The 18,646-nt window shown below is 67.5% G+C and carries 17 protein-coding genes; 7 read left to right on the forward strand and 10 right to left on the reverse strand.

Annotated elements, in window-relative coordinates; all coding sequences use genetic code 11:
• Positions 1-35 precede the first annotated feature (35 nt).
• The 6 genes from pafA to arc form a co-directional block, all read right to left on the reverse strand.
• Positions 36-1,394, reverse strand: a complete 1,359-nt coding sequence (gene pafA / locus ACFTE1_RS09285) for a Pup--protein ligase (protein ID WP_380624621.1) — start codon at positions 1,392-1,394, stop codon at positions 36-38.
• Between the two features lie 152 nt (positions 1,395-1,546).
• Positions 1,547-2,287: a proteasome subunit alpha gene (gene prcA / locus ACFTE1_RS09290; RefSeq protein ID WP_380624623.1), complete on the reverse strand. Its 741-nt coding sequence runs from the start codon at positions 2,285-2,287 to the stop codon at positions 1,547-1,549.
• A gap of 14 nt (positions 2,288-2,301) precedes the next feature.
• Positions 2,302-3,129, reverse strand: a complete 828-nt coding sequence (prcB, locus tag ACFTE1_RS09295) for a proteasome subunit beta (RefSeq protein WP_380624625.1) — start codon at positions 3,127-3,129, stop codon at positions 2,302-2,304.
• Positions 3,130-3,289: 160 nt separating this feature from the next.
• Positions 3,290-3,505: a ubiquitin-like protein Pup gene (locus ACFTE1_RS09300; RefSeq protein WP_380624627.1), complete on the reverse strand. Its 216-nt coding sequence runs from the start codon at positions 3,503-3,505 to the stop codon at positions 3,290-3,292.
• Between the two features lie 103 nt (positions 3,506-3,608).
• A complete protein-coding gene (gene dop, locus ACFTE1_RS09305; RefSeq protein ID WP_380624629.1) occupies positions 3,609-5,117 on the reverse strand; it encodes a depupylase/deamidase Dop in 1,509 nt (502 codons plus the stop codon).
• 80 nt (positions 5,118-5,197) lie between these two features.
• Positions 5,198-6,973 carry a proteasome ATPase gene (gene arc / locus ACFTE1_RS09310; protein ID WP_380624631.1) on the reverse strand — a complete coding sequence of 592 codons (1,776 nt, stop codon included), beginning with the start codon at positions 6,971-6,973 and terminating at the stop codon, positions 5,198-5,200.
• Positions 6,974-7,076: 103 nt separating this feature from the next.
• Between arc and ACFTE1_RS09315 the strand changes: the two genes are divergently transcribed.
• Positions 7,077-7,379, forward strand: a complete 303-nt coding sequence (locus tag ACFTE1_RS09315) for a ferredoxin (protein WP_380624657.1) — start codon at positions 7,077-7,079, stop codon at positions 7,377-7,379.
• 110 nt (positions 7,380-7,489) lie between these two features.
• On the opposite strand, the gene ACFTE1_RS09320 is transcribed toward ACFTE1_RS09315, so the two are convergent.
• Both ACFTE1_RS09320 and ACFTE1_RS09325 read right to left on the reverse strand, forming a co-directional pair.
• Positions 7,490-8,350 (reverse strand): tRNA (adenine-N1)-methyltransferase, encoded by an 861-nt coding sequence (locus tag ACFTE1_RS09320; protein ID WP_380624633.1) that lies wholly within the window; start codon positions 8,348-8,350, stop codon positions 7,490-7,492.
• A gap of 52 nt (positions 8,351-8,402) precedes the next feature.
• On the reverse strand, positions 8,403-9,509 hold the full coding sequence (locus ACFTE1_RS09325; RefSeq protein ID WP_380624635.1) for a site-2 protease family protein: 1,107 nt from the start codon (positions 9,507-9,509) through the stop codon (positions 8,403-8,405).
• A gap of 123 nt (positions 9,510-9,632) precedes the next feature.
• Between ACFTE1_RS09325 and ACFTE1_RS09330 the strand changes: the two genes are divergently transcribed.
• From ACFTE1_RS09330 to ACFTE1_RS09350, 5 genes are all read left to right on the forward strand, one after another.
• Complete coding sequence (locus tag ACFTE1_RS09330) at positions 9,633-10,460, forward strand: RecB family exonuclease (protein WP_380624637.1); 828 nt, start codon at positions 9,633-9,635, stop codon at positions 10,458-10,460.
• 91 nt (positions 10,461-10,551) lie between these two features.
• Positions 10,552-11,811 carry a sensor histidine kinase gene (locus ACFTE1_RS09335; RefSeq protein ID WP_380624639.1) on the forward strand — a complete coding sequence of 420 codons (1,260 nt, stop codon included), beginning with the start codon at positions 10,552-10,554 and terminating at the stop codon, positions 11,809-11,811.
• Entirely contained in the window at positions 11,808-12,482 is a 675-nt protein-coding gene (locus ACFTE1_RS09340) for a response regulator (protein ID WP_380624641.1), read from the forward strand. Before ACFTE1_RS09335 ends, ACFTE1_RS09340 begins: the two co-directional genes overlap by 4 nt.
• Before the next feature lie 218 nt (positions 12,483-12,700).
• Positions 12,701-13,468, forward strand: a complete 768-nt coding sequence (locus tag ACFTE1_RS09345; protein WP_380624643.1) for an ABC transporter ATP-binding protein — start codon at positions 12,701-12,703, stop codon at positions 13,466-13,468.
• Between the two features lie 23 nt (positions 13,469-13,491).
• On the forward strand, positions 13,492-15,987 hold the full coding sequence (locus tag ACFTE1_RS09350) for an ABC transporter permease (RefSeq protein WP_380624645.1): 2,496 nt from the start codon (positions 13,492-13,494) through the stop codon (positions 15,985-15,987).
• Between the two features lie 57 nt (positions 15,988-16,044).
• Here ACFTE1_RS09350 and ACFTE1_RS09355 read toward each other — a convergent pair whose 3' ends face one another.
• Positions 16,045-17,415 (reverse strand): sugar porter family MFS transporter, encoded by a 1,371-nt coding sequence (locus ACFTE1_RS09355; RefSeq protein ID WP_380624659.1) that lies wholly within the window; start codon positions 17,413-17,415, stop codon positions 16,045-16,047.
• A 300-nt stretch (positions 17,416-17,715) separates the two neighbouring features.
• Here ACFTE1_RS09355 and ACFTE1_RS09360 point away from each other — a divergent pair, with 300 nt between their 5' ends.
• Complete coding sequence (locus ACFTE1_RS09360) at positions 17,716-17,859, forward strand: hypothetical protein (protein WP_380624647.1); 144 nt, start codon at positions 17,716-17,718, stop codon at positions 17,857-17,859.
• Between the two features lie 83 nt (positions 17,860-17,942).
• Here the strand turns inward: ACFTE1_RS09360 and ACFTE1_RS09365 are convergent, their stop codons facing one another.
• Entirely contained in the window at positions 17,943-18,620 is a 678-nt protein-coding gene (locus ACFTE1_RS09365; RefSeq protein ID WP_380624649.1) for a hypothetical protein, read from the reverse strand.
• Positions 18,621-18,646 lie beyond the last annotated feature (26 nt).

Here is an 18,646-nt window from a genome sequence, read left to right on the forward strand (position 1 = left end):
CGGGCCCGGTGGCCGCCTTGTCGTCTCCGAATCGCTCACATGGACGCGATCAGCTTGTCGACCCTCTCGTCGCGGGAGCGGAACGGGTCCTTGCAGAGGACCGTCCGCTGTGCCTGGTCGTTGAGTTTCAGGTGGACCCAGTCCACTGTGAAGTCACGGCGCTTCTCCTGGGCGGCCTTGATGAACTCGCCGCGCAGGCGGGCGCGGGTCGACTGCGGCGGTTTGGCCTTGGCCTCGAAGACCTCTATCTCCTGGGTGAACTTGTTGGCCTGCCCTCGGGCCTCCATGAGGCTCTGCAGGCCGCGGCCGCGGCGGATGTCGTGGTAGGCCAGGTCCATCTGGGCGACGCGCGGAGAGGACAGCGAGACGCTGCGCTTGGCACAGTAGCGGTCGATCAGCTGCTTCTTGGCGACCCAGTCGATGTCGCGCTCGACCAGTTCGAGATTGTCGCTCTCCACGGCGTCCAGGACGCGGCCCCAGAGTTCGAGGACCTTCTTCGTGACTTCGTCGCCCCCGCGGGAGGCGACGAAGTCGGCCGCCTTGGCGTGGTACTCGCGCTGGATGTCCAGGGCGGAGGCCTCCCGTCCCGAGGCGAGCCGGACGGTCTTGCGGCCCGTGGTGTCGTGGCTGATCTCCCGGATGGCGCGGATCGGGTTCTCCAGGCTGAGGTCCCTCATGGACACGCCCGTCTCGATCATCCTGAGCACCAGGTCGGCGGAGCCCACCTTGAGCATGGTCGTCATCTCGTTGACGTTGGAGTCGCCGACGATGACGTGCAGGCGGCGGTAGCGCTCGGCGTCGGCGTGCGGCTCGTCGCGCGTGTTGATGATCGGCCGCGAGCGGGTCGTGGCCGAGGAGACGCCCTCCCAGATGTGCTCGGCCCGCTGGGAGAGGCAGTACTTCGCTCCGCGCGGGGTCTGCAGGACCTTGCCGGCGCCGCAGATGAGTTGGCGCGTCACGAGGAACGGGATGAGGATCTCGGCGAGGCGGGCGAACTCGCCGTGGCGCGAGACGAGGTAGTTCTCGTGGCAGCCGTAAGAGTTCCCCGCGGAGTCGGTGTTGTTCTTGAACAGGTAGATGTCGCCGGCGATGCCCTCGTCGTGGAGGCGCTTCTCGGCGTCGATCATGAGCCCCTCCAGGATCCGCTCCCCGGCGCGGTCGTGGCGCACCAGGTCGGCGACGGAGTCGCACTCGGGGGTCGCGTACTCGGGGTGCGAGCCCACGTCGAGGTACAGGCGCGCTCCATTGCGGAGGAACACGTTGGAGGATCTCCCCCAGGAGACGACGCGCCGGAACAGATAGCGGGCCACCTCGTCGGGCGACAGCCGGCGCTGCCCGCGGAAGGTGCATGTCACTCCGTACTCGGTCTCAATACCGAAAATTCGCCTGTCCATGCACTGAGGTTACACCCCGGGGGCGACGTTGAACACACTTCGGAGCGTAGTTTTTCCTGGGGGACAGGGTCCTTGACCAGCACCTGGACGTGCTCGGCCCGCGGGACCGGCGGGCGGTCTCGCGGGCCGAGGCGGACGGTTCGGAAAGGGCGTCAGGAGCCCGAGCCGCTCGACGAGCCGCCCTCGGGCTCGCCGGGGTGCTCGGGCATAATCGCGTCCAGGGCGGCGCCCTCGATGCGGCGGAAGGTGCGGCCGGGCTTGGACCGCTCCAGGACGGCCACCTCGAGGACCTCCTTGGACAGTTCGCGCTCGGTACCGTTCTCCCCGCCGGCCGCCAGGGCGCGCAGGGCGAGGGCGAACGCCTCCTGCAGGGGCGCGTTCGAGTCGTGGTTGCCCTCCAGGACGCTCACCAGCTGGTCGGCCTGGCCGCCCATGGCCAGGTAGCCCGGCTCGTGGTTGATGAAGCCGTCGAAGGTCAGCCGGTAGAGCTCGTCCTGCTCCGGCGTGGTCCCCACTCCCGCGACGCAGAGCTCCACCTCGAAGGGCTTGGTCTGCTCGGTGAAGATCGCTCCCAGGGTCTGGGCGTAGGCCTTGGCCAAGGAGACGGCGGTGACGTCGCGCCGGTCGTAGGAGTAGCCGCGCAGGTCGGCCATCCGGACTCCCGCGGTGCGCAGGTTCTCGAACTCTATGTACTTGCCGACGGCGGCGAATCCGATGCGGTCGTAGAGCTCGTAAAGCTTGTACAGCGCGGTGGAGACGTTCTCGGCGACCATGAGGACGCCGTCGGCGCTGGAGAGGACGATGACGTTGCGGCCTCGGGAGATGTTCTTGCGGGCGTACTCCGAGCGGTCCCGCATGATCTGCTCGGGGCTGGTGTAGAACTGCATGGCCATGGCTGGTTCTCCTTCTAGGCCTCTTCGGAGCGGCGGGCGATGATGTCGGCGGCCTGGGACGCCACTTCCTCGTCGTCGACGCGGACGGTGCCTTCGGCGGTGGCGCTCATGACGACCGGGTAGAGGCGGCGCACGGGGTCGGGGCCGCCGGTGGCGGAGTCGTCGTCGGCGGCGTCGTAGAGCGCCTCGATGACGGCCTTGACCGCGTCGTCGCGGCTCATCCCCCGTTTGTAGAGCTTCTTGAGCGATCCCTTGGCGAACAGGGAGCCCGAGCCGATGGAGTCGTAGTCCTTCTCCTCGTAGACGCCGCCGACGACGTCGAAGGAGAAGATCTTGCCCAGCGCCGAGCCTTCGGGGGCGTCCAGGTCGTATCCGGCGTAGATCGGCACGACCGCCAGCCCCTGCAGCGCGATGCCGAGGTTGCCCCGCAGCATCGTGGCCAGGCGGTTGGCCTTGCCGTCCAAGGTCAGCGGGCGCCCCTCGATCTTCTCGTAGTGCTCCAGCTCCGTCTGGTAGAGGCGGACCATCTCCAGGCCGAGGCCGGCGGTGCCGGCGATCCCGATCAGGCTGTGCGAGTCGGCCGGGAACACTTTCTCTATGTCGCGCGAGGAGATCAGGTTGCCCATGGTGGCGCGCCTGTCGCCGGCCATGACGACCCCGCCCTCGCAGCGGAGGGCGACGATGGTCGTGGCGTGGGCGGACATCTCCGAGTGGTCTCCTTCGGGAAGGCTGAGCTTGCCGGCCAGGAGGTCCGGGGCCGCTTGCGAGACGAAGTCGGTGAACGAGGAAGTTCCCACGGCTGCGAACTGCGGCGGGATCCTTCCAGGGAATGCGTCGGTCATCTTGGCCCCCTCGTCTGGTCACTGTCTGTGAGGTCGTTTGCGTTCATTATCCACTGTGGCGGCGAGAGCCGCGGTGCGGGGAGGTGAGGGAAGGGAGGCGGCGGGCGCCGAGCGCCCGCCGCGGGAAGTCCACTCGGCCGGGACGGGGCCCCGGCGGCGGCTACTGTCCTCCCTTTTGGACGAAGGATCGGACGAACTCCTCGGAGTTGGTCTCCAGGACGTCGTCGATCTCGTCGAGGAGGTCGTCCACGTCTTCGGTGAGCTCTTCTTGCCGTTCGGCGACCTCGGCCTCCGCCGTGGCTTCGGCGGTCTCCTCGGTCTCCTCGGTGCGGGAACGCTGGGATTGCGACTGCCCGCCGGTTTCCTTGGCTGCCATACCGGCCCCTTCCTGTCGGGCGACCCGCGGGCCGCGTCCGTTTGTCGATATCGTAGCGCCCGAATCGGATAGTGCAAGGTACTCAACGCTATGAGCGGGGAGCCTATTCCCTTCCGGTGAGCACTTCCAGGAGGTCCTCGGCGCTCTCGCAGCGATCGAAGAGCTCTCCCACGTGGGCTTCCGTCCCCCGGGCCGGCTCGGCCATGGGGACGCGGACGAGCGAGTCGCGTCCGACGTCGAAGATGACCGAGTCCCAGGAGGCGGCCACGACCTGCGCGGGGAAGCGCTCCAGGCAGCGGCCCCGGAAGAACGCGCGGGTGTCCTTCGGCGGCTCGGTCATGGCACGGCGGACCTCGTCGTCGCCGACCAGGCGCTTCATCGCGCCCCGCGCGACGAGCTTGTGGTAGAGGCCCTTGGAGGGGCGCACATCGTGGTACTGCAGGTCGATGGCCTGGAGCTTGTGACTGTCCCAGCTCAGGCCCTCGCGGTCGCGGTAGCGGTTGAGCAGGTGCAGCTTGGCCGGCCAGTCGAGGATGTCGGCGCAGTCCATGGGGTCGCGCTCGAGCCTGTCGAGCACCTCGCCCCACAGGTCGAGCAGTTCACGGGTCTCCTCGTCGGCCTCGGAGCCGTAAAAGGCGACGGCCTCGGCGTGGAAGCGCTGCTGGAGCTCGACCGCGGTGACCTGCGAACCGTTGCGCAGCTCGATCTTGTGCTTGAGCGTCGGGTCGTGGCTGACGGCCCGCAGCTCGGCGACGGGCTCGGCGACCGTCAGCGACCCGTCGAAGGCGCCGGCCTCGATCATCGACAACACGATCGCGGCGGTGCCGACCTTCAGGTAGGTGGCCGTCTCGGACATGTTCGCGTCGCCGATGATGACGTGCAGGCGCCGGTAGCGGTCGGCGTCCGAGTGCGGCTCGTCGCGAGTGTTGATGATGGGCCGTTTCAGGGTCGTCTCGAGGCCGACCTCGACCTCGAAGAAGTCGGCGCGCTGGGAGATCTGGAAGCCCTTCTCCGAGGCGTCCTGGCCGACCCCGATGCGCCCGGCCCCGGCGAACACCTGGCGGGTGACGAGGAAGGGCGTGAAGTGGGTGACGATCTCGGCGAAGGGCACCGAGCGGCTCATCAGGTAGTTCTCGTGGGCGCCGTAGGAGGCGCCCTTGTTGTCCGTGTTGTTCTTGTAGAGGGTGATGGGGTTGACGCCCGGCGTCTGGGCGGCGCGCTCGGCGGCCGCGGCGAGGGTCGCCTCCCCGGCCTTGTCGTAGAGGACGATGTCGCGGGGGTTGGTCACCTCGGGCGTGGAGTACTCGGGGTGGGCGTGGTCGACGTAGAAGCGGGCCCCGTTGGTGAGGATGATGTTGGCCAGGCCGGTGTCGTCGTCGGCGAGGTTCTCCGCGGGGTCGTGCAGGGTGCCGTTGTAGGTGAAGCCGCGGGCGTCGCGCAGCGGCGTCTCCTCCTCGTAGTCCCAGCGGGCGCGGCCGCCCCGGTAGAAGTCCGGATGGGTCGCGTAGGCGTTGACGATCTGGGAGGAGGTCATCATCGGGTTGGCACCGGGCTGTCCGGGCACGCTGATGCCGTATTCCACCTCGGTGCCCATGATCCGGCGTACGGACATAGTCTTCTTCCGATCTAATGTGCGTGCGGGCCGCGTCTAGCGGCCCGCACGTGGAGGTCCGGACCTCGGCCCGGCTTCTGTCAGAGGTACTGTCCGGTGTTGTTGACGGTGTCGATGCTGCGTCCGGAGTCCTGTCCCTTGCCCGAGACCAGGGTACGGATGTACACGATCCTCTCGCCCTTCTTACCGGAAATCCTGGCCCAGTCGTCGGGGTTGGTGGTATTGGGCAGGTCCTCGTTCTCGCGGAACTCGTCGACTGTCGCCTGGATGAGGTGCTGCAGGCGGACGCCCTTCTGCTCGTTGGTGAGGAAGTCCTTGATGGCCATCTTCTTGGCGCGGGCCACGATGTTCTCGATCATGGCGCCGGAGTTGAAGTCCTTGAAGTACAGGACCTCCTTGTCGCCGTCGGCGTAGGTGACCTCGAGGAAGCGGTTGTCGTCGTTCTCGGAGTACATCCGCTCGACCACGGCCTGGATCATCGACTGGACGGTCGACTCCCGGTCCTTGTCGTGCTCGGCGAGGTCGTCGCCGTGCAGCGGCAGGTCGGTGGTGATGTACTTGGAGAAGATGTCGCGGGCGCTCTCGGCGTCCGGGCGCTCGATCTTGATCTTCACGTCCAGGCGGCCCGGGCGCAGGATCGCCGGGTCGATCATGTCCTCGCGGTTGGAGGCGCCGATGACGATGACGTTCTCCAGCCCTTCCACGCCGTCGATCTCCGACAGCAGCTGCGGGACGATGGTGTTCTCCACGTCGGAGGAGACGCCGGATCCGCGGGTGCGGAAGATGGAGTCCATCTCGTCGAAGAACACGATGACCGGCATGCCCTCGCCGGCCTTCTCGCGGGCCCGCTGGAAGACCAGGCGGATGTGCCGCTCGGTCTCGCCGACGTACTTGTTCAGCAGCTCCGGGCCCTTGATGTTGAGGAAGTAGCTCTTCGCGTGCCCCTCGCCGCGGTTCTCCACGACCTTCTTGGCCAGCGAGTTGGCCACGGCCTTGGCGATCAGCGTCTTGCCGCAGCCGGGCGGGCCGTAGAGCAGGATGCCCTTGGGCGGGCGCAGCTGGTGTTCCCGGAAGAGGTCGGCGTGCAGGAACGGCAGCTCCACCGCGTCGCGGATGAGCTCTATCTGCCCGTCGAGACCGCCGATGTCGTAGTAGTCGACGTCGGGGACCTCCTCGAGGACGAGCTGCTCGACCTCGCTCTTCTGGATGCGCTCGTACGCGTACCCGGCGCGCGGTTCGATCATCACCGCGTCCCCGGCGCGCAGGGGCTGGTTCATGAGCGCGTCGGAGAGCAGGACGACCTGCTCCTCGTCGGCGTGCGTCGTCACCAGCGCCCGGTCGGCCAGGCCGCTCTCGGCGTCGGCCAGCAGCTCCTTGATGGAGGCGACCTCGCCGGTGCGGTCGTAGTCCAGGACCTCGACGATGTTCATCGCGTCGTTGAGCAGGACCTCCTGTCCCCGCTCGACGTCCTCGGGATCTATGGAGGGGGCCAGCGAGACGCGGAACTTGCGTCCGGAGGCGAAGATGTCGGCGAGACCGTCCTCGACTCCGCGAAGGAAGATTCCGTATCCGCTCGGCGGCTGCGCCAGCCGGTCGATCTCCTCTTTGAGGGTCACGATCTGCTCGCGCGCCTCCTTGAGTGTGGCCACCAGCCGCTCGTTCTGCTCGCTCAGCCTGTCCACCTGGGCCTGGGCCGCCAAGAGGCGCTCCTCCAGGAGCTGGACGTGCCTGGGAGACTCTCGCAATTGCATTCTGGCTGCCGCCAGTTCGTCCTTCAGCTCCTCCACCTGCTGGGACAGGTCGTCGTCGCCGAGGCCGGCGTCATTGGGTCGAAGGTCATCGTTGTTGCGTGCCACGGGTCACACCTCCCACATGAGGGTACTTGCCTCAACCCTAACGGATTGAAGACCTAAATAGTAGTCTGTCCCACTGACATTGGCCAGACTGTTCGGAGCAATTATTCTGGAGTGTATGGCTGATGAAGACCGTGACTGGGAAGTTCTCATAGACCAGGACGCCTGCACAGGGGACGGTCTGTGCGTCCAATACGCGTCCGATGTGTTCGAATTCGACATAGACGGGCTGGCGTACGTGAAGGACGCCGCCGGTGAACTACGAACGGCTCCAGGGGAAAGCGTGCCCGTACCGCTGCACCTCGGAGAGTCGATCGTGAACGCCGCACACGACTGCCCCGGCGAATGCATATACGTCAAGCGCAAATCCGACGGAGAGGCCGTGGCCGGACCCGGCGCGGACGACTGACGCCGCTCCACCGCCCTCAATGGACGGAAACGGCGCGGCGCGAAAAAGGGCGCCCGCGAAAGGCTTTCATTTTCAGCCTTTCGCGGGCGCCCTCGCCGTGTTCCGGGGCCTCACTCGGAGGAGGACTCGCGAGCCTTGCGCTCGCGCAGCGCCTGCTGCCCCTTGGAGGGCTTGAACTTCCGCTGCGGCGCCACCGTGCCGGGGGCGAGCTTGCGGGTGGTGACCAGGAAGGCGGTGTGGGCGACCATCCGGTGGTCGGGACGCACGGCGAGGCCCTCGAGGTGCCAGCCGCGGACCATGGACTCCCAGGCCTCGGGCTCGGTGAAGGTCCGCCGCTCGCGCAGCGCCTCGACCAGGTCGCTCATCTGCGTCGTCGTCGCGACGTAGCCGACCAGGACACCGCCGGGCTTGAGCATGGACTCGGCGGTCTCGAGCACCTCCCAGGGCGTGAGCATGTCGAGTATGACGCGGTCGACGTCCTCCAGCTTCGCCTCGGCGACGTCGCCGACCGTCAGGTGCCAGTTCTCCGGCTTCGCCCCGCCGTTCCAGTTCGCCACGTTCTGCTCGGCGATGGCCGCGAAGTCCTCGCGCAGCTCCCACGAGTGCACCTCGCCCTCCGGGCCCGCGGTGCGCAGGAGCCAGTTGGTCAGGGCGCCCGACCCGGCGCCGGCCTCGACGACCTTCGCGCCGGGGAAGATGTCGCCGTGGGTGATGATCTGGGCGATGTCCTTCGGGTAGATCACCTGGGCGCCGCGGCGCATCGACAGGCCGTAGTCCGGCAGCAGCGGCTTCAGCGCCAGGTACGAGGTTCCCCCGGTCGAGGTCACCGTGATCCCCTGCGGGTTGCCGATCAAGTCGTCATGCATGATGCGGCCGCGGTGCGTGTGGTACTCGCCGCCCTCCTTGAGCGTGATCGTGGCCTTCCGGCCCTTCGCGTCGGTCAATTGCACACGGTCGCCTTCGCGCAGCATGCGGCACCCTTCTGAGGTCGTGTCCTTGAAATCGGAGATCGGGAGCGGTCCGCTAGCCCTGGAGCGCCGCCACCACGTCGTCGGCTCGCAGCACCCCGGCCAGCTGGTCGCCGTCCAGCACCCAATAATAGTCGCTCCCCCGCTGAGAGAGGGATCTCAGCAGCTCCCTGCCCTCCAGGGAGGCCTCGACCGGCGGGATCGCCCCGGCCGGGTGCATGAGGCCCTCCAGGCCGATATGGTCGACGCGCTCGGGCTCCACCGCCGCTGCGGCCGCCTCGTCGACGATGCCCACCGGCTTGGAGTCGGCCACGACGACCATGATCCGGCCCTCGGCGGCGGCGAGCGCCTCGCCCAGGGGCCGGTCGGCGGCGACCAGCTCGATCGGCCGGGCCAGCTCGCGGGCCTTGAGCCCGCGGACGGTCTCGCCGCGCCGGGAGAACTCGATGGAGGCCCCGGCGCCGCGCCAGAGTTCGACGGCGACCAGCAGCATCAGCACCAGTCCGAAGACCGAGTAGAGCTCCTGGAAGTAGAGCCACATCCCGGCGAGTCCGGTCAGGACGGCCACGCCGCGCCCGATCCACCCGGCGACGCTGTAGCCGGTCCACTCGTTCTTCGTGGCGCTCCAGATGGCCGACTGGACGGCCTTGCCGCCGTCGAGCGGGAGGCCGGGCAGGAGGTTGTAGGCGGCGACCAGGAGGTTGGCGACGGCCATCTGGAGGGCCAGCAGCCAGGTGAGGGTGCCGGGGTCGCCGACGCGGGTGAGGAGGAGGAAGAGGATTCCGAGGACGGCCGAGACGGCCGGTCCGGCGAGCGCGATGAGGGCGGCCTGGCCGGGTTTGGGGGCCTCCCGGTCCATCTCGGTGAAGCCGCCGAGCGCGTCGAGGGTGATGGAGCGGACACCGATCCGGTAGTGGCGGGCGGTCAGGGCGTGGCCCAGTTCGTGGAGGAAGACGCTGGTCAGGAGCATGACGGCGAAGAGGGCCGCGTAGGCGTAGGCGACCAGGTTCGAGGCGTCGGCGACGCGGCCGGCGACGATGGGCGCGTAGAGGGCGATGATGAGCACCGCTAGGAGGAACCACGAGTAGCCGATGGTGACGGGGATGTCCTTGAACCGGGCGATGGTCAGGCCGGAGCGGCGGAACGATAGCAGTGCAGACACACCGCAATGTTAATCGCCTCCTCCGTCCCTTGTCGGCGGCGGAGTGCGGCGCGGCGGGACCTGCGGCGGTGATCACCGCTCCCCCCAGCGCGTTCGGTCCGGGGATCGGAATATCCTTAGGCGATGCCTACCGTTCGCCGACCTACTCAGCTGTCCCCGTCCCGGGCCAACGACTTCCAGCAGTGTCCGCTCCTGTACCGGTTGCGGACGATCGACAAGCTGCCCGAGCCGCCTTCCACCGCGCAGGTGGCCGGGACGCTGGTGCACTCGGTGCTGGAGCACCTTTATGAGGCGGCTCCGGGCGAGCGGACGCCTGGGACGGCGATGCGGGTGCTTCGCGAGCAGTGGGAGCGCCTGCAGCGGAAGGTCGATGTGAACGAGCTGTTCCCCGGGTCGGGCGACCTGGAGGCGTGGAAGCGGAAGGTGCGGGGGCACCTGGAGACGTACTTCTCGCTGGAGGATCCCGCCCGGCTGCGTCCGTCGTCCCTGGAGAAGCTCGTGCAGGCGACCCTTCCGCAGGGGCCGACGCCGGTGAAGGGGTTCATCGACCGCGTCGAGGTCAACGACTCGGGGATGGTCCGGCTGACCGACTACAAGACCGGCAAGTGCCCGCCGCCGCGGTTCAGGGACAAGGCCCTGTTCCAGATGCGGTTCTACGCCCTGGTGTGGTGGCGGACCGAGGGCGTCGTTCCGTCGGGTTTGCGGCTGGTGTACCTGGGCGACGGCGAGATCCTCGACCACTCCCCGACCGAGGAGGAGCTGGTGGATTTCGAGGCGTCGCTGGCGGAGCTGTGGGGCGAGATCGGCCGGGCGGTGGACACCGGGGTGTTCCCTCCTAAGCGCTCGCGGCTGTGCGACTGGTGCAACTTCCAGGAGTACTGTCCGGAGTTCGGCGGGGAGGAGCCGTCCTATCCGCTGCCGTTGTCGCTTTTCAACCCTGAGGCGGACTGAGGTCTCGGCGGTCTCCGGCTCGGTCTCGAGGAGGGCTCGCCTCCTCCCGGGGAAGGAGGCCGGCGCCGGAGCGGGTCTCTACAGTTGAGTGGTGACCTCCTACGACTCCGCGCCGCCGAACCGGTTCTTGGGCTGGACCAAGAGACACCCCCTCATCAGCGACACGCTCCTGGCCTTCGCCATGTGGGTCATGTCGGTGGCGTTCGTGTACGTGGCCGCGCAGAACAGCGACGGTGCCCTGCAGTTCAACAACTGGACGTACCTTCTGGTCGCGCTGGGGCAGTCGCCCATCGCGCTGCGCCGGGTGAACCTGTGGGCCGCCGTCGCCCTCTTGGTGGTCACGACCGCGCTGGCCGCCTTCTCGCCGTGGCCGGAGATCGGCGCGGGCGGCTACCCCTTCCTGGTCCTGACCTATACCGCCGCGGCGCACCTGGCCCCGAAGAGGTCTCTGGCGGCCAGCGCGGTGGTGTGGGCGGCGGCGACGGTGTGGATCCTGGTGGAGTTCCAGGACTGGTCGGGCCTGGTGGGGATGCTCGCGGTCAACTACGCCATGGCGTTGACGTCGTACTTCATCGGCTGGGTGGTGCGCAGCAGGAAGCTGCGGCTCATCGAGCTCTCGGAGCGGGCCTCGGTCGCCGAGGCGACGCAGGAGGCGCTCGCCTCCCAGGCGGTGGGCGACGAGCGGCGCCGGATCGCCCGTGAGCTGCACGACGTGGTCGCCCACCACATAGCCGTCATCGGCGTCATGGCCGAGGGGGCGAAGCGGACGATCGACGCGGATCCGGAGACGGCCAAGGGGGCGCTGGACACCATCGGCGACACCTCGCGTGAGGCGTTGACGCAGATGCGTTCGCTGTTGACGGTGTTGCGGACCTCCGAGGAGACGGAGACGCAGCCTCTGCCCACTTTGGATTCCCTGCGCAGCCTGATCGCCCAGACGCGGGACACGGGCCTTCCGGTGACCTATACGGTGCGCGGGGACTACTTCGAGATCCCCTACGGCGTGGGGCTGGCGGTGTACCGGATCGTCCAGGAGGCGCTGACCAATATCATCAAGCACGCCGGGTACGACGCGCCGGCGGAGGTCGTGCTCGACTACGGGTCCGACAGGCTGACCGTCGTGGTCGTCAACCAGGCCCCGACGCCGCCGGTCCGCCGGCGGGAGCAGCGTCCGTTCGGGTTCCAGGGCGGGCACGGCCTGATCGGGATGCGCGAGCGCGCCCAGTTGTACGGGGGCAGCCTGCGCAATGCGGAGCTTCCCGACGGCGGTTACCGCGTCGAGGCCCGTTTCCCGCGGTCGGGTTCGGACCGCCCGGTGGAGATCGCCCGTCCTACGAAAGAGGGATTATGACCCAGACCGAGCCCATCCGCCTCGTCCTCGTCGACGACCAGCAGCTTCTGCGAGCCGGGTTCACTCTCGTGCTCGGGGCGGAGCCCGACATCGAGATCGTCGGCGAGGCCGGCGACGGCGAGGAGGCCGTCGGGATGATCTCGCGGCTGCTTCCGGACGTGGTACTGATGGACATCCGCATGCCGCGCAAGGACGGCGTCACCGCCACCAGGGAGCTGACCGAGGCGGGCGTGCCCAGCAGGGTGCTCATGCTGACCACGTTCGACCTGGACGATTACGTCTACGGGGCGCTGCAGGCGGGGGCGGCGGGGTTCCTGACGAAGGACGCGCGGCCGGACGATCTGGCCTCGGCGATCCGGTCGGTGCACAATGGCGGGTCCGTGATCGCCCCGCATCTGCTCTCCACCCTCCTCTCGCGTCTGAGCGGACCGGAGCGACAGGCTCTGGCAGTCGATGACTCCAAACTGACATCACTGACGTCGCGGGAGCGGGAGGTGCTGGTCCTCATGGCCCAGGGGCTGACGAATACCGAGATAGCCGCACATTTGGTGGTCGGAGAGACTACCGTGAAGACCCATGTGGGTCATATTCTGGCCAAACTCGGTGCTCGGGACCGTGTTCAGGCGGTCATCGCCGCCTATGAGTCGGGGCTCGTCCAGCCGGGGTCCTAGGTCTCCTCCCGCGGTAGGAGTCGGAAAACAGGCCTCGGAGACGATGTGCCGCGTCGGGGCGCCGATTAAGATGTAGTCATGGTACCCGCTTGCGGTGTCACTATGACATTATCTATGATGTCATCAGGACTCCGCTCCTGGGACACCGCGGGTCCTCCGCCCGACCCTCCCCCGAGAGGCGACGGCGACAGATCATCAGCAAGAGAGAGTGAAGCACCATGACCTCCGCCTCCCCAGCCGCCTCCGCCTCCGACGTCTGGAAGGTGTACGGCAACGGCGAAGCCCAAGTCGTCGCCTTGCGCGACATCAACGTCCAGTTCCACAAAGAGCAGTTCACCGCCATCATGGGCCCCTCGGGCTCCGGCAAATCCACCCTCATGCACTGCCTGGCCGGCCTGGACACCACCGACCGGGGCGCCGTCTCCATTGGAGAGACAGTGATCACCGGCATGAAGGACAAGCAGCTGACCAAGCTGCGCCGCGAGAAGATCGGATTCATCTTCCAGCAGTTCAACCTGCTGCCCACCCTCACCGCCCAGGAGAACATCACCCTCCCCGCGGCCATCGCCGGCACCAAGGCCGACGACGAGTGGGTCAAGCAGATCACCAAGACCCTCGACCTCGACGAGCGGCTCCACCACAAGCCCACCGAGCTCTCCGGCGGACAGCAGCAGCGCGTGGCCTGCGCCCGCGCCCTGGCCACCCGCCCGGAGGTCATCTTCGCCGACGAACCCACCGGCAACCTGGACACCCGTTCGGGCACCGAGGTGCTGCGCTTCCTGCGCCAGAGCGTCGACCAGTTCGGACAGACCATCGTCATGGTCACCCACGACCCCGGCGCCGCCGCCTACGCCGACCGAGTGGTCTTCCTGGCCGACGGCCTGATCGTGGACGACATGGCCGACCCGACCGCCGACGCGGTCATCGACCGCATGCGCCACTTCGAGGAGCTCGTCGCCGCCCGCACCGAGAGCGAGGCCGCCTGATGCTGCGCGCCTCACTCAAAGGCATGGCGCAACGCAAGGGGCGCCTGATCCTCACCTCCCTGGCCATCGTGCTGGGAACCATGTTCGTCTCCGCCGCGATGGTCCTGACCTCCTCGCTCAACCAGGCCCTGGCCGGCACCTTCTCCAACCTCTACGAGGACGTCGACTACGTCGTCCAGCCCGGTGACGGCGACTCCGCCGACATCGAGGGCGGGAGCACCAGCCCCTCGGACCTCCTCCCCGCCGAACTGACGGACGACCTCCAGGACGTCTCCGGCGTCACGGACGCCACCGGCGAGGTCTCCGGCACCGTCTCCGCCATCGGCGACGACGGCAAACTGGTGGGCCAGCCCCAGCCGACCATCGGCTTCAACGCCGAGGCGCTCGAGGGCTTCGCCGAGATCACCGACGGCCGGGCCCCAGAGGCCGACGGCGAGGTCATGGTCTCGGCCAAGTTCATCTCCGAGTCCGGCTACGAGGTCGGCGACGAGGCCCCGGTCTACTCGCCCACCTCAGAGTCCTCGGACTATGAGATCGTGGGAGCCTACGAGTACCCCGGCGGCCGCGACAGCCTCATCGGCGAGACCGCCGTGGCCTTCACGACCCCGGACGCCCAGGCGCTCATGGCCGGCGGCGAGGACGTCTACACCACCATCAGCGTCGCCGGCGACGCCGACAAGGCCGACCTCCAGTCCGTCGTGGGCGACGCCGGCACCGTCAAGACCGGCGCCGAGGCCGACGAGGACAACGCCGAGGCCTTCAGCGCCTTCACCGACATCATCAACTGGGTCTTCCTCGGCTTCGGGGCCGTGGCGATCATCGTGTCGGTGTTCCTCATCCTCAACACCTTCACCATCGTCGTCGCCCAGCGTCAGAAGGAACTGGCCCTCATGCGCTCCATGGGCGCCAGCACCGGGCAGGCCACCAGGTCGGTGCTCGTCGAGGCGCTCCTGGTGGGCGCGGTCGCCTCCGTGGTCGGGTTCGGCATCGGCATCCTGCTGGGCATGGGACTGTCCTCACTGGTCGGGAACACCCTCTTCGAGGGCCTGACCGTCGAGACGGTCGTACCCGCCGGGGCCTACTCCGCGATCGGCATCGGCATCATCGTCACGCTCCTGGCCGCGCTCAGCCCGGCCCGGCGCGCCGCGAAGATCCCGCCGGTGGCCGCCATGCGCGACGCCGCCAACCCGCCGAAGTCGCTGCGCGGCATCACCATAGCCGGTTCCATCGTCACCGCCGCGGGTCTGGGGCTCATGATCGCCGGCCTCCGCGAGGCCTTCGACTCCGGCAACCTCCCGGCGACGTTCACCGGGGTGGGCCTGACCTTCATCGGCGCCATCCTCTTGACTCCGATCCTCTCCCGCCCGCTGACGGCGCTGCTCGGACGGATCATGGGCTTCGGGCTGTCGGGGAAGCTCGGCCGCCTGAACGCCGCGCGCAACCCGCGCCGCACGGCCATCACCGCCTCGGCGCTGATGATCTCCGTCGCGCTGGTCACCGCCATCGCCAGCATCGTCTCCAGCCTCAAGGCCTCGGCCGAGCAGACCATGGAGGACCAGGTCAGCTCCGACCTGATCATCGGCGGCGCCCAGATGAGCGAAACGCCCCCGTCCTTCGAGTCCGCCACCTTCGACGAGGTGGCCGCCCTGCCGGACGTCGATGAGGCCGTCGACGTCTACGCCGACCCCGGCGCCAAGGCCGGGGACAAGGAGCTGATCGCCTCCTCGTCGTCCGACATACCGGCGCTGTTCGACCTCACCGGGCAGAAGCTGCAGTCGGGCTCCGTCTCAGGGTTCGGCGACGACGACGTCGTCATCAGCGACTTCGTGGCCGAGGAGATCGGCGCCGAACAGGGCGACACGATCACCGTGACGTTCTTCGACGGCACCACCGCCGACCTCGAGATCGCCGCGGTCACCGAGGATGGCGGCGCCTGGGTCTCCGACGCCTACACCGAGCACTTCATGCTGACCAGGCCCACCTCGGCCTACCTGACCGTGATGCCCGGCGCCGACGTCGCCGAGGTCCGCGACCAGGTCGACGAGGTCCTCGCCAACGAGCCCGAAGTCGGCGTCTACGACAACGCCGAGTTCCTCGACCAGCAGCTGTCGGGGCTGGACAACATGATCATCGCCGTGCAGGTCCTCATGGGCCTGGCGATCATCATCGCCGTCATCGGCGTGGTCAACACCCTCGTCCTGTCCATCCTGGAACGCACCCGCGAGATCGGGATGCTCCGAGCGGTCGGGATGACCCGCGGCCAGCTGCGCCGCATGGTCACCGTCGAAAGCCTGATCATCTGCCTCTTCGGTGCCGTCATGGGCATCGGCGTGGGCGTAGGGCTCGGCTTCGCCATCCAGCAGGGCTTCAAGGACAACGGCATCGATATCTTCGCCCTGCCGTGGAACCTGATAGCCACCTACCTGATCGCCGCCCTGGTCGTCGGCTTCCTCGCCGCGCTCGCACCCGCCGCGCGCGCCGCGAAGCTCAACGCGCTTCGGGCGATCGCGACCGAATAGACACACCTCGGAAAGGAAACCGGGGGCCGGCGTAGAACGCCGGCCCCCCTTCTCGTCTCAGTGGTGCTTCAACTGCTCCTCGTCGAGCCTCTCCATGTCCTCCAACTCGACGCCCTTAGTCTCGGGCACGAACCTCAGCACGAAGAAGAACGACAGCACCGCGAATGCCGTGTACAGGCCGTAGGCCAGTCCCAGGCCCACTTCCACCAGTTCGGGGAACGTCGTGGTGATGATCCAGTTGGCCGCCCACTGGGCCGCCGCCGCCACCGCCAGCGCAGAGGCGCGGATCCGGTTGGGGAACATCTCACCCAGCAGCACCCACACCGTCGGACCCCACGAGAACGCGAAGCCCACCACGAACAGGTTCGCCGCGATCAGGGCGACCGGGCCCTCCCAGTTGCCCAGCTGGGGGTCCTCGCCCACCACGGGCGCCGTGGCGAACAGGACGGACATCGTGCCCAGCGACACGGCCATGACCGACGAACCGACCAGCAACAGCGTCTTGCGCCCGACCTTGTCGATCAACGCGATGGCGATGATCGTCGCGACCACGTTCGTGATCGACGTGATCACCGACGTCAGGAACGAGTTCTCCTCGGTGAACCCGACCGCCTGCCACAGCGTGTTCGAGTAGTAGAAGATGACGTTGATGCCCACGAACTGCTGGAACACCGACAGCAGGATGCCGACCCACACGATCGGCATGAGGCCCGCCATGGAGCCCCTGATGTCACCGAACCGGGGCGGCCGGTCCGACTTCAGCGAAGTCTGGATCTCCTCCACCTTCGCGTCCACGTCTCCGCCGACATACTTCGCCAGCACCTTCTTGGCCTGGCGCGTCTTGTTCTTCGACACCAGGTACCTCGGCGACTCCGGAATCTGGAGCGCCACCACGAAGTAGATGAACGCGGGGATCGACTCGGCGGCGAACATCCACCGCCACGCCGTACCGCCCCACGGGGCCGGCTCGTTCGATCCGCCCGCCGCTTTCTGGATCAAAAAGTTGACCAGCAGCGCCGCGAAGATGCCGACAACGATCGCCATCTGCTGCAGCGATCCCAGCCGGCCGCGGATCCTCGACGGCGAGATTTCGGCGATGTAGGCGGGGGCGATGACGCTCGCCGCGCCGACGCCGATACCGCCGATGACACGCCACACCACCAGGTCCCACGGTCCCACCGCCAGCGCCGAGCCGAAGGAGGACACGAAGAACAGGACAGCCGCCACCAGCATGACCCTGGTGCGGCCGAAGCGGTTGGCCAGTCCCCCGGCGAACCAGGCGCCGAACGCGGCTCCGATCAACGCCGCGGAGACCACGAATCCCAGCGCCACCGACGAAATCCCGAACGTCACCTCCAGCGCGTTCACCGTCCCGTTGATGACGCTCGTGTCATAACCGAACAGGAAGCCGCCCAACGCGGCCGCCATCGCCACGAAGACCGTCCCCGTCGTCGAGACGCTCAAATCCCCGGTGGGTCCTTCGCTTTTCACCTCAGCCTCCTCCTTATAAAACCAGCAACCGAAAGCTTACGGCCGGTTACGGCCAAGCGGGGGCGAACAGGGCTATTACGTCGTTTCGGACACTCCCGGCAACACTCGCCCACCCCCGTACCCAGCACCCTCCGACCACCCAAAATGTGCTGTACATCACCTGTGAAGTAAGATATAGATCAGTTGACAATATGCGACAATCAATAGATCGACAAAGCCTGCAATGAAGGAGGCTCCATGGGCTCGTTCTTTTCCACCCTCGCCGCGGTCGGCCTGGCAGTGCTCCTGCTCAGTGTCGTAGGAGTGGCCTTCCTCGCCGTCGGCGCGCTGTTCGCCGTCGCCATCGGCGCTTATAAGATACGCGAGCTCGTCACCAGCTGACAGCCTTCCTCGACCGGACCGGAGCCATCGGCCCCGGTCCTTTTATCGCGTCCGCATCCGTCCGCGGCCGTTCCCGCGAGGCTTCAGACTTCTTCCCTGCTCTCCACGTCCCCGCTGATGAGGATCCTGATCTCGCGCCCCTCTTCTTCCAGGACCTTCAGAAATCCCGACGGCGTGTCCATCACGTAGCCCTCCACCGTCTCGCCGTCGGCCAGTTCGATCCTCTCCAACGGCACCCACGGCGTCCTCAGCAACGCCGCGCTCAAGAACACCGCCACGAGCACGATTTTCCAGAAATGGACGCTCACGTACGTGGCGAATTCTTCGCCCCAGCCCTTGCGCCGGCGAATCCACACCAGCTCCAATGCCATCAGCACCGCCGTCACGCCTAGCATCCACCAGTCGCGGTACGTCGCGACGTACGAAAACATGAGTACGGCCGCTATCACCAGCAGGGCCAGGTTCGCAGTGTGTTCGCGCAGCGGCCGCCCGAGCCGTATCTGGCGCCCCACGGTAAACGGCAACAGCACCGCCAGAAAGAACCCGTGGTAAAAACGCTCCCCCAGCAGACTGCCGAACATAATGGAAGGAATATCGTCAACGCCCATCGTCTCCGCGATGGCGAACGCCGAGTCCCAGTTGTAGTCGACGACCGCGAACAGACGCAACAACAGGAACAGCACACCCGCTCCCGTAACCGACAGCGTCGTCGCCGTGGCCGTAGAGGCCCGTCCGATATCGGCCCCGCCGCTCTTTCCCATCCTTGAAGACTAAGCGGTCCCTGTGA

It is taken from the genome of Salininema proteolyticum (assembly GCF_042685645.1).
Taxonomy (GTDB): Bacteria; Actinomycetota; Actinomycetes; order Mycobacteriales; family Micromonosporaceae; genus Salininema; species Salininema proteolyticum.